This window comes from Streptomyces sp. ISL-12, assembly GCF_018614415.1.
In the GTDB taxonomy this organism is placed as follows: Bacteria; Actinomycetota; Actinomycetes; order Streptomycetales; family Streptomycetaceae; genus Streptomyces.
This window is the reverse complement of record NZ_JAGGOO010000208.1, coordinates 1-10448: the sequence shown is the minus strand read 5'-3', so window position 1 is coordinate 10448 and position 10448 is coordinate 1. Positions and strand designations below refer to the sequence as shown.

Here is a 10448-nt window from a genome sequence, read left to right as displayed (position 1 = left end):
CCGCCCCGAGCTGCTGGGCCGACGGCCGGACCGGCACCACGCCACGGCGGCGGTGACCGACGCCGAGGCCCGCGTCATCGCCACCGCCGACGCCCAGCGGTGGATCGCGCAGGGCGACCCCCGCCCCCTCGTGGTCGATCTGCGCGGCCCGCACGCCTACGCGGCCCTGCACATCGAGGGTTCGCTGAACATCGTGGACGAGGTGTTCGAGGAACTCCTGCGGGGCGGGCTGCCGTTCAGCAAGAGCACACCGGTCCTGCTGGCCTGTCCGGTCGGTGAGAAGTCGCTGCGGTACGCGGCGGCGCTGGCGCGGATGGGGCATCCGGACGTGCGGAGCCTGGCGGGCGGGATCGTCGCCTGGCGGGACGCGGGCGCCCCACTGGTACGGGAGTGAACGGCCCGAACGTCCGCCGCCGCCTCCAGTGGTAAGTGATAACCGTTTCCACCTGTAGATTTCTGTCCCGGCAGTGAACAGGTGAGAGACGGAAGAGGTGGCGCGACCAGATGGGCGTGAGCATGGGAACGGCCGCGATGTGGGTCGAGCGCTGGGAACGGCAGCAGCGGCGCTACGCGGTGGACCGCGAGGAGCGGTTCACGGTGATCGCGGATGTCGTCGAACACGTCACGATGACGGCCGGTCCCCGGCCGCTCCTGCTCGACCTGGGCTGCGGCCCCGGCTCGCTGTCCGCCCGGCTCGCCCACCGGATGCCGGACGCGGAGATCGTCGCCGTGGACATGGACCCGCTGCTGCTGGAGCTGGGTCGTACCCACCACTCCGACGCCGCCCGGTACGTCGACACCGTGATCGGCGCGGACGGCTGGACCGACGCCCTGGAGTTGCGTCGCGGCCTGGACGCCGCCGTCTCCACCACCGCCCTGCACTATCTCGACGAGCCCACGCTCCTGGACACCTACCGGGCCGTCGCGGCCCTGCTGCGGCCCGGCGGTGCCCTGGTCAACGGCGATCACTTCCGGCCGGCGGCGACGCCCTGCTCCGACCTGACCGCGGTCGTGGGGCGCCGCCGTGCCGAGCGGACGGGTTCCGACACCCATGAGGACTGGCGGTCCTGGTGGTCCGAGGTGGCCCGGGACCCCGAACTGGCCGACCTGTTCACGGAGCGCGAGCGGCGCCGGCCGTCCGGTGGCGGGAGCGCCGGTGCGGAGGACCTCTCCCTGGACCGGCACACCGAGCTGCTGCGCCGGGCGGGCTTCCGGCACGTCACGCCGGTCTGGCAGTTCGGGGACAGCTGTGTGCTGGTGGCCGTCAAGGAGTGAGGGGCGAGGGGTGACGGGGCGAGGCCGATGGCCCGGAGAGGCTCTCAGTTCTCCGCGGCAGGCACGTTCCGGAGGGCCAGGGACATCAGTATCTCGTCGCGGTCGTCGCCCGGCGCCACCCGCAGGGCCCCCGGCCACCGGCCGACCTCCGTCCAGCCGGCCTTGCGGTAGAAGACCTCGAGTCCCAGGCCGGCCCGCGCGGTCAGCTTCAGCCGCTCCAGGCCCATCTCGTCGCGGGCCACGTCCCGCACATGACGCATCAGCGCCGCCCCGATACCCAGGCCGCGCAACGGCACCTGGGTCTGGACGTGGTTGACGACGCCGCAGTGTGTCTCCAGCGGGTGCGACTCGCGGCGGACGAGCAGCCAGCCCGCGAGGGCGCCGTCCACGGTGGCCACGAGCAGCCGGCTCCGCCGGGGAGCGAGTTGCTCCACGAGCCGGTCCAGGGCCGGCGCGAGGTGCGACGGGGACACCGGCGGCAGGGGGCAGTCCGCCGGGATCACCGCCCCGCCGGCGTTGGCCACCGCCGCCCAGCAGGCGAGCAGTTCCCGGCGCAGGTCCGGCGGCAGGTCCTCGGGCCGGGTTATCTGACCGAACGCGGGGGCGTGCACTGTCTCGGGTGCTGTCACACCCGCCAGCTTGCCAGAGACGGGTGTGTCCCGCCGTGGCGGGGGCGCGGTCCCGTGGCCGCACGGGCCGTCGGTGTGCGCACCCCCGCGGGGGCGTCACGGTTTGCGGGCGACCGCTCCGTACATGGCGATGTCCTCGTCGCGGATGCCCTGTTCGCCCGTGCCGTCCGGGTGCCACTTGTGCACCTGCACGATGCCCGGCTCGACCAGCTCCAGACCCTCGAAGAACTCATGGGCCTCGTCCAGGGTGCGCAGCCGCATCGGCATGTCCCGGGCCGCGTACTCACGGGCGACCCGCGCCACCTCCTCGGGGGCGAACTCCGCGGTGCCGATCGACATCGCCAAGTAGCTGCCCGACGGCAGCGGTTCGAGGAGCCGGCGCACCACGCCCACCGCGTCGTCCTCGTCCAGCATGAAGTGCACGATGGCGATGACGGTCAGCGCCACCGGCCGCGTCAGGTCGAGGGTCTCGCGCAGTTCCGGCGCGTCGAGGATGGCCGCCGGGTCACGGAAGTCGGCCTCCAGGTACGCCGTCCTGCCCTCCGGCGTGCTGGCCAGCAGCCCCTGGGAGAGGGTGAGCACGATGGGATCGTTGTCGACGTAGACCACCCGCGCGTCGGGAGCCACCGCCTGGGCGATCTCGTGGAGGTTGGGAGAGGTGGGGATGCCGGTGCCGACGTCCAGGAACTGGCGCATCCCCGCCGTCTCGGCGAGCCAGCGCACGGCGCGGTTCATCCAGTCCCGGTTGGCGCGCATGTGGACCGGCAGGGCGGGCCACTCCCGGGACATGGCGTCGCCCGCCTCCTGGTCCGCCGGATAGTAGTCCTTGCCGCCCAGGATGTAGTCGTAGATCCGCGCGGAGTGCGCGTGCTCGGTGTCGATGCGGTCAGCGGGCCATCCGTTGTCGGGCACCGTCATGTCTCCCATGCAGGTCGTGAGGTTCGGGCCAACGCTCAACAAAGAAAGCACACTTCACGGCAGAACGTCGGCGGCACCGGCTTTCACGCCCGGCATCGGCCGCACCGTCTGGCCCTCGCGCGTCGGAGGGCGTGCCGTCACAGTTCCTTGCGCATCGCTTCGAGAACGGCCTCGGTCCGGGCGGCGGGTGTCGCCTGGGCGCCCAGCCGGTCCAGGGCCTCCCGGTACACCACGACGTCGTCGCCCTTGTCGAGGTAGACGGCGCCGACCAGTCCGTCGAGGTAGACGACGTCGGGGAGTTCCCGGGCCCGGAACCGGAAGAGCTGGAACGCGCCCGCCCGCATGGCGGGATGCGGCCCGCCGGCGAACGGCATGATCTGCACCGTCACGTGCGGCAGCCGGTTGACCTCGATGAGATGCCCGATCTGCGCGCGCATCACGTCCGCCCCGCCGACCGGCCAGCGCAGCACCGTCTCGTCCATCACCACCCAGACCCTGGGCGGCGCCTGGCGGGTGAGCAGATCCTGGCGGCGCATGCGCAGCGCCACCCGGCGCTCGGTGGCCTCGGCCGGGGCGTGCGGATTGCCGGCGCCCAGCAGGGCTCGCGCGTACGCCTCGGTCTGCAGCAGCCCGTGGACGAACGCGCTCTCGTAGGCCCGGATCTGCAACGCCGCCTGCTCCAGGCTCAGATAGGCGGCGTACCAGTCCGGCATGACATCGCGGTAGGTGTGCCACCAGCCGCGCTTGTTGGCCTCACGGACCGACTTCAGGAAGGTGTCGATCTCCTGCTGGTCGGTCACCCCGTAGACCTGGAGGAGCTTCTCGGCGTCGGTCAGCCGCAGCCGGGCCACCTTGGCGGCCTCCATCCGGCGGATCGTGGAGTGGCTGACCCCGATGGCGTCCCCCGCCTCCTCGTACGTCAGGCCGGCCCGGGAGCGCAGTGCCTCCAGCTGCTTGCCGAGGATCATGCGAAGGACGGAGGGAGCGCCGCCCCAGTCGGTCTCCGCCCGCACGCCCGCTCCCTCACTCGCTCGCCAAGTCCCCCGGGTCACCGTCTCATGCGCTCAGGTGGCACGGGCCATCGCGGCCTCGTCGCCGCGAGGAGCAGCATGCACGTGGTCACTTGCAATTTTCAACTTGCCGGTTGCGAGGCGTGGTCGGAAGGTGCCACAGTGGAGTCACCGTTCCGGTTGTCACGTACACCGGTGATGCCGCACCGGCTGCCGGCGGTCCGGGTATGGCCGGTGCGAAGGCGGACGGAAGGCGATGGCGATGTGTGGCCCTTTCCTCTCGGACGCCGGGCGGACCGCCCGGACACGACCGGGCCGGAACGCCACCCCACCCGTGCCACCCGCGGCCGGCCCGCCCGAGCCGGAGCCGCGGGGCGGCAGCGCGGGACCGGGCGGCCGGTCGACCACCGGAGCGCACCCGGTCCCCGCGCACACCCGGAGGCGGGCACACCGGTCGACTCCCCGGGCCGACGGCCCCGACCGGCCCGCCTCCGGGACCTCCCTGACCCCGTCCCACCGTACGGCGCGCGGGGCCGCCGTACGGCGCGGGCACGGCACCCTCACCGACCTCGCGGAAAACAGACACGAGCACGGCGGCGTCCGCCTGAGACCGGACACGAGCACGGGCGGCCCCCGCTTGAGACCGGACACGAGCACGGGCGGCCCCCGCTTGGCAGCGGCTACGAGCACGGGTGGTGTCCGCCTGAGAACAGAGCACGAGCACGGCGGCGCCCGCCCGAGGACCGACCTGATCACGATGGCACCCGCTGAGAACAGACACGAGCACGGCGGCGTCCGCCCGACACCGGACACGAGCACGGGCGGCCCCCGCTTGGCAGCGGCTACGAGCACGGGTGGTGTCCGCCTGAGAACAGAGCACGAGCACGGCGGCGCCCGCCCGAGGACCGACCTGATCACGATGGCACCCGCTGAGAACAGACACGAGCACGGCGGCGTCCGCCCGACACCGGACACCAGCGCGGTGGCACCCGCCCGAGACAGTGCGGCGGCACCCGCCTGAGAGCGGAGGCCGACCGCACCACCGGCGGTCCCGTGCCGCCCTGCCCGGCCCACCCCCCACTCGGCCGAAGGACCCCTGCCTCATGGACCGACCGTCCCTCCCCGACCTCTCATCGCCCCGCCCGCGGCAGCGCCCGCCCGAGCACGCCGAGCGCCTGCGGATACCGGCGCGGCTCTCCGCGGACCTCGGTTACGACGCCGTGGGGCTGCCCCGGGAACACGGCGAGCACATCATGGACCGGCTGCCCCGCGTGGGCTGTGTCTTCGGGGACGACCGGCGCTGGTGGTGGATCGTCCCCTCCGGCTCGCAGATCGGCGTGGTCTGGCCGCCCGGTACCACGTACGCCGTCGGCGCCCGGGTGGCCGACCCCTCCTGGACCTCCACCCACCGGCCGAGACCGGGCGCCGACCGGCCCGGACTCATCCACGCGCCCCGCACCGGCTCCCCGTACACCCCGCCGATACCCCTCTACGTCCTCACCTGCCGCCTGGCCGGCGGCCCGCCGTGCTGGCAACTGGACGCCTCCGGCTGACCCCTCGGCACCAAGGGCCCCCGCCCTACCCTGTACGGGCCGGCCCGCACCGCACCCCGTACGGCCCGGCCGCCGTCTCCCGACCCGAAGGACGCATCATGGCCGCCGCTGAGCCCGTCACCTTCGACGACGTCCGGGACGCCGCCGCGCGCCTCGCGGGCGTCTCCCACCGCACCCCGGTGCTGACCTCCCGTACCCTCGACGCCCGGGTCGGCGCCGAGGTGTTCGTCAAGTGCGAGAACTTCCAGCGGGTCGGCGCCTTCAAGTTCCGCGGCGCCTACAACGCCGCCTCCCGGCTCTCCCCCGAGCAGCGGGCCAAGGGCATCGCCGCCTACTCCTCCGGCAACCACGCCCAGGCCGTCGCCCTGGCCGCCCGCGAACTGGGCACCACCGCCGTGATCCTCATGCCCGAGGACGCCCCGCGCGCCAAACGGGAGGCCACCGCCGGATACGGCGCGGAGATCGTCACCTACGACCGCTACACCGAGGACCGCGCCGCGCTCGGCGGTGCCCTGGCCCACGACCGCGGCCTGGCCCTCGTCCCGCCCTACGACCATCCGCACGTCATCGCGGGCCAGGGCACCGCAGCCCTCGAACTGCTGGAGGACACCGGCCCGCTGGACGCCCTCGTGGTGCCCGTCGGCGGCGGCGGGCTCATCGCCGGCAGCGCCGTCACGGCCACGGCCCTGTACCCGGCGGTCCGGGTCATCGGGGTGGAACCCGAGGCGGGCGACGACACCAAGCGCTCGCTGGCCGCCGGTGAACGCGTCACCGTCCCCGTCCCGCGCACCATCGCCGACGGCCAGGCCCTGCCCACCCCCGGCGAGATCACCTTCGCCGTCAACCGGCGCCTGGTGGACGCGATCGCGCTCGTCACCGACGACGAGATCGTCCACGCCATGCGCTTCGCCTTCGAACGCCTGAAGATCGTCCTCGAACCCAGCGGCGCCACCGCCCTGGCCGCCCTGCTGGCCGGACGTGTGGAGAACCCGCCGCGGCGGATCGGCGTCATCGCCTCCGGCGGCAACGTCGACGCCGCGCGGTTCGGCACGCTCCTCGGCGGCTGACGCGGCGGCCGGCCCGGCGGGCGCGGGCGGACGGGACCGGTGATTCACGCGATGCCGGCCGCCCGCCGCTGCGGCCAGACTCCGGAGTCGTTCGGAACCCTCTCCCGATGGAGGCATCCATGATGTCATGGGCACGACATATCGGAGTACGGGTGGGCGCGCTCCTGCTGCTGGCCGCCGGCCTGTGGTACGCCCCCGCCCCCGCCGTCGCCGCCGACGACGGGCCCACCGTCACCACCCGGTACGGCCAGGTGCGGGGCGAGGCGGGCGAGAGAGCGCACTCCTACCTCGGCATCCCCTACGCCGCACCACCGGTCGGCACGCTCCGGTGGCGTCCGCCGGCCGCGCCCGCGCGCTGGACCGGCGTCCGGGACGCGACCGCCCCGGGCGACCCCTGCATGCAGACCGCCTCGGGCAGCCCCTGGGGCGACCTGGCCGGACCCGGCACGCCCAGCGAGGACTGCCTCTACCTCAACGTCCACACCCCGGCCCGGCCGTCACCGCTCGAGCGTCCGGTGATGGTGTGGATCCACGGCGGCGGCTTCACCGTCGGCTCCGGTACCTTCTACGACGGCAGCACCCTCGCGGCCGACGGCGACGTGGTGGTCGTCACCCTCAACTACCGCCTCGGCGCCTTCGGTTACCTCGCCCACCCGGACCTGGCCGGCGAGTCCGCGGAGGGCAGCTCCGGGAACTACGGGGTGCTCGACCAGCAGGCGGCGCTGCGCTGGGTGCGCGACAACGTGGCGGCCTTCGGCGGCGACCCCGACAACGTCACGGTCTTCGGGGAGTCGGCGGGCGGCGGCAGCGTCTGCCACCAGCTGGTCTCGCCGCGCACCGCCGGCCTGTTCGACCGGGCCATCGCCCAGTCGGGCTGCGGGTTCACCCTGCCCACCCAGGAGTCGCAGCAGAGCCGCGGCACCGCCTGGGCCGCCTCGCTGGGCTGCGCGGACGCCGCGTGCCTGCGCGCGCTGCCCGCCGACCGCGTGCTCACCGCCGCGCAGAGCCCCACCGCCCGCTGGACGCCCAATGTCGACGGTGCCGTGCTGCCCCGGCAGGTGACGGACGCGCTGGAGAGCGGACGGTTCCACCGGGTCCCCGTCCTCCAGGGCACCACCGCCGACGAGGGCCGCCTCACCGTGGCGAGCACCTACGACCTGGCCGGCCGGCAGCTCACCGCCGCCGGATACCCGCCCGCGGTCCGCGCCCTGTACGGCGACCGGGCCGACGCGATCCTCGCCCGCTACCCGCTGTCGGACCACGGCACGCCCGCCGAGGCGCTCGGCGCGATACTCACGGACTCCCCGTTCGCCTGCCCGCAGTCCCGGACGGCGGGCCTGATGGCACGGTACGTACGCTCCTACCAGTACGAGTTCGCCGACCGGCACGCCATGGACCACCTCGGCCTGCCGGTCAGCTTCCCGATCGGCGCCCCGCACGGCTCCGAGATCCGGTACGTCTTCGGCGGCGTCACCGGCACCCCCGCCCAGAACGCCCTGGCCGACGCGATGCTCGGCTACTGGACCAACTTCGCGAAGACCGGCGTCCCGTACGCCGCCGGTGCCCCGCACTGGCCCCTCTTCCCGAAGGTCCAGGTCCTCGACCCCGAGGCGATCACCGCGCAGACCACGTTCCCCGAACAGCACAAGTGCGACCTGTGGAACCAGCCCGCCTCCTGACCCCGGAACCCGGCCCGGGACGGTGCCGCCGTCCCGGGCCGGGACCGCGCACGGCGGGTCAGTACGGGCGGTCGCCGGTGATGGCGACGCGCTCCGCGACGCGGCGGTCGGAGCCGTAGTCGTACACGGCGTAGTGCTGGGTGGCGCGGTTGTCCCAGAACGCGATGTCGCCCGGCTGCCAGCGGAACCGCACCTGGTACTCCGGCACGTGCGCCTGCTGGAACAGGAACCGCAGCAGCCGGTCGCTCTCGTCGCGGTCCATGCCGGTGATGTGGGTGGTGAAGGAGGCGTTGACGAACAGCATCCGCCGTCCGGTCACGGGATGGGTGCACACCACGGGGTGCTCGACGGGCGGGAAAACGTCCTGGAACGGGGCGAGTCGCTCGGGGCCGTAGAAGCGGGCGAAGCCGGGGATGAAGTCGTGCACGGCACGGGCGCCGTCGACGCGGTCCTTCACCTCCTGCGGCAGGTTGTCGTAGGCGGCGGCCATGTCCGCCCACATGGTGTCACCGCCGAACGGGGGCACCTCGCGCAGTTGCAGGACGGCGCCCAGCGCGGGCCGCTCGCGGAAGGTGACGTCGGTGTGCCAGACGTTCTCGAAGGTCGGGACGGCACCGCGGCTCTTGTCGAAGCGGACGACGTCCTCGCCGGCGCCCCTGGCCAGCAGCGGGTTGGTCTCCAGGTCGCCCCAGTTGCGGGCGAACGCGCGCTGCTGGTCGGAGGTGAGGTGCTGGGAGCGGAAGAAGAGCACCTTCCACTCCGCCAGGGCGCGGTCCAACTCCTCGCGCAGGGCGGGCGTCAGCGGACGCGACAGATCCACACCACGGATCTCGGCACCGATCGTGCGGGCCTGTGGGACGACGTCGAAGAGTTCGTACGGGCGCTCCTCCCACCCGTCGGGCAGCCGGCGCAGGACGCGCGGCCCCTCGTAGAGCCCGTCTCCGGGGATGTGTGCGGTGCGGAGCGTGACGGGCGGCACGGCGGCCGTGGCGGTCATGGGGGTCCTCTCCTTCGGGCCGGGCCCGGCCGGGACGGCGGACACGCGGAGCGGACGGAAGACCCGGAACGCGGGGAACGCGGGAAAGGGCCGTCCGCGGCGCACCGCCGTCACGGCCGGCCCTGGCAACGGCGGATGGGCGTCCGGTACGACGGGACGCCGGTGAATGCGGGGAGGCGCGGTGAGCCTGCCGGCTCGCGCGCGGGAGGTCTCCGGCTAGCGGCCGGAGCGCTCACACCCGGTTCGCTCCGGGACGCGCAGAGGCCCCGCAGCTGACTCGAACCAGTAAATGAGCATGGAGTGATTGTGTGATCCCCGCTTCGCCGCTGTCAATGGCACACCGTGCGGGCTACTCGGGAGGCATGGGGGTGTCGTGCGTGCGGTACATCGCCTGGACGTCCAGTTCCAGTTGCACGGTCGGACCCACCACCGCGATGCCGCGCGCCAGCATGGACCGCCAGTTGAGGGTGTAGTCCTCACGGTGCAGTTCCGCCCTGGCCAGCGCCGCGCAGCGCAACTCCTCGCCGTAGCCGCCGTTGACCGTGCCCAGGTAGGTGGTCTCCAGCCCGACCGAGCGGCTCACCCCGTGCATGCTGAGGGTGCCGTTGAGGACCCACCTGCTGCCGCCGCGGTAGGCGAAGCGGGTGCTGACGAAGTCGATGTGCGGGTAGTTCTCCACATCGAGGAAGTCGGCCGACCGGAGGTGGTTGTCCCGGGTGGTGTTGCCCGTGGTGATGCTGGCGGCGTCGATGCGGACCTGGACCCGGGAGTCGGACATGTCCGGTGCCATGTGGAGGACGCCGTCGAAGCGTTCGAAACGGCCGTGCACATGGGCCATGCCGACGTGCTTGGCGATGAACCGGATCGCGGTGTGGGGCGGGTCGAAAACCCAGCTGCCCGCCGGCGGCAGGGCGAGCTGCTGGGCCGAGTGGAGCCGCACCAGCCCCGTGTCCGGGTGGGAGTCGCCGGTGATCTCGATGGTCTCGCGGTGCGGCTCCAGGCCCTCGGCGACGATCAGCATGCTGTAGCGGCCGGCGGGCAGCGCGGCCACGAAGAAGCCGTAGGGGTCGGTGGTGCCGCGGGCGAGGAGCCGGTGGGTGTCGAGCGCGGTGACCGTGACGTCGGCACCGGCCAGCGGCTGGTCGACCGGGTCCAGAACGGTACGGCTGACGCCGCCCGCGCCGGCCGGCAGCGGCAGGGTGAGACTCGGACTGGCCGTGGCGTTCCTGTTCCACCGGCGTCGGAGCAGCCCGAGGGGCATGGTGTTCACCTTTCGTGGAGGAGTGGGGAGTTGGGGGTGGAGATGGGGGAGCTGGGGAG

Annotated in this window: 10 protein-coding genes; 5 read left to right on the top strand and 5 right to left on the bottom strand. The window is 73.3% G+C overall.

Annotation, left to right across the window (positions count from 1 at the left end; all coding sequences use genetic code 11):
* The coding region (locus J7I94_RS37700; RefSeq protein ID WP_215174848.1) for a rhodanese-like domain-containing protein at positions 1 to 394 on the top strand (394 nt) is incomplete at its 5' end.
* A gap of 110 nt (positions 395 to 504) precedes the next feature.
* Positions 505 to 1275 (top strand): trans-aconitate 2-methyltransferase, encoded by a 771-nt coding sequence (locus J7I94_RS37695; RefSeq protein ID WP_215174846.1) that lies wholly within the window; start codon positions 505 to 507, stop codon positions 1273 to 1275.
* Positions 1276 to 1319: 44 nt separating this feature from the next.
* Here J7I94_RS37695 and J7I94_RS37690 read toward each other — a convergent pair whose 3' ends face one another.
* From J7I94_RS37690 to J7I94_RS37680, 3 genes are all read right to left on the bottom strand, one after another.
* Positions 1320 to 1904 (bottom strand): GNAT family N-acetyltransferase, encoded by a 585-nt coding sequence (locus tag J7I94_RS37690; RefSeq protein WP_215174842.1) that lies wholly within the window; start codon positions 1902 to 1904, stop codon positions 1320 to 1322.
* 96 nt (positions 1905 to 2000) lie between these two features.
* Positions 2001 to 2816 (bottom strand): SAM-dependent methyltransferase, encoded by an 816-nt coding sequence (locus J7I94_RS37685; RefSeq protein WP_215174855.1) that lies wholly within the window; start codon positions 2814 to 2816, stop codon positions 2001 to 2003.
* 143 nt (positions 2817 to 2959) lie between these two features.
* Positions 2960 to 3835, bottom strand: coding sequence for a helix-turn-helix transcriptional regulator (locus J7I94_RS37680; protein ID WP_215174840.1), 876 nt, complete (start codon positions 3833 to 3835; stop codon positions 2960 to 2962).
* A 1100-nt stretch (positions 3836 to 4935) separates the two neighbouring features.
* Between J7I94_RS37680 and J7I94_RS37675 the strand changes: the two genes are divergently transcribed.
* From J7I94_RS37675 to J7I94_RS37665, 3 genes are all read left to right on the top strand, one after another.
* Positions 4936 to 5385 carry a hypothetical protein gene (locus J7I94_RS37675; protein ID WP_251076329.1) on the top strand — a complete coding sequence of 150 codons (450 nt, stop codon included), beginning with the start codon at positions 4936 to 4938 and terminating at the stop codon, positions 5383 to 5385.
* Positions 5386 to 5483: 98 nt separating this feature from the next.
* On the top strand, positions 5484 to 6452 hold the full coding sequence (locus J7I94_RS37670; RefSeq protein ID WP_215174838.1) for a threo-3-hydroxy-L-aspartate ammonia-lyase: 969 nt from the start codon (positions 5484 to 5486) through the stop codon (positions 6450 to 6452).
* A 119-nt stretch (positions 6453 to 6571) separates the two neighbouring features.
* Positions 6572 to 8131 carry a carboxylesterase/lipase family protein gene (locus J7I94_RS37665; RefSeq protein ID WP_251076328.1) on the top strand — a complete coding sequence of 520 codons (1560 nt, stop codon included), beginning with the start codon at positions 6572 to 6574 and terminating at the stop codon, positions 8129 to 8131.
* Positions 8132 to 8189: 58 nt separating this feature from the next.
* Here the strand turns inward: J7I94_RS37665 and J7I94_RS37660 are convergent, their stop codons facing one another.
* Positions 8190 to 9128, bottom strand: coding sequence for a TauD/TfdA family dioxygenase (locus J7I94_RS37660; RefSeq protein WP_215174835.1), 939 nt, complete (start codon positions 9126 to 9128; stop codon positions 8190 to 8192).
* Between the two features lie 349 nt (positions 9129 to 9477).
* On the bottom strand, positions 9478 to 10389 hold the full coding sequence (locus J7I94_RS37655; protein ID WP_215174850.1) for a YceI family protein: 912 nt from the start codon (positions 10387 to 10389) through the stop codon (positions 9478 to 9480).
* Positions 10390 to 10448: the final 59 nt, after the last annotated feature.

Bases quoted from the DNA above. Each gene is read 5' to 3' on its own strand.
- J7I94_RS37695 (WP_215174846.1), top strand. From the start codon at position 505: ATGGGCGTGAGCATGGGAACGGCCGCGATGTGGGTCGAGCGCTGGGAA.
- J7I94_RS37675 (WP_251076329.1), top strand. From the start codon at position 4,936: ATGGACCGACCGTCCCTCCCCGACCTCTCATCGCCCCGCCCGCGGCAG.
- J7I94_RS37670 (WP_215174838.1), top strand. From the start codon at position 5,484: ATGGCCGCCGCTGAGCCCGTCACCTTCGACGACGTCCGGGACGCCGCC.
- J7I94_RS37665 (WP_251076328.1), top strand. From the start codon at position 6,572: ATGATGTCATGGGCACGACATATCGGAGTACGGGTGGGCGCGCTCCTG.
- J7I94_RS37660 (WP_215174835.1), bottom strand. From the start codon at position 9,128: ATGACCGCCACGGCCGCCGTGCCGCCCGTCACGCTCCGCACCGCACAC.
- J7I94_RS37655 (WP_215174850.1), bottom strand. From the start codon at position 10,389: ATGCCCCTCGGGCTGCTCCGACGCCGGTGGAACAGGAACGCCACGGCC.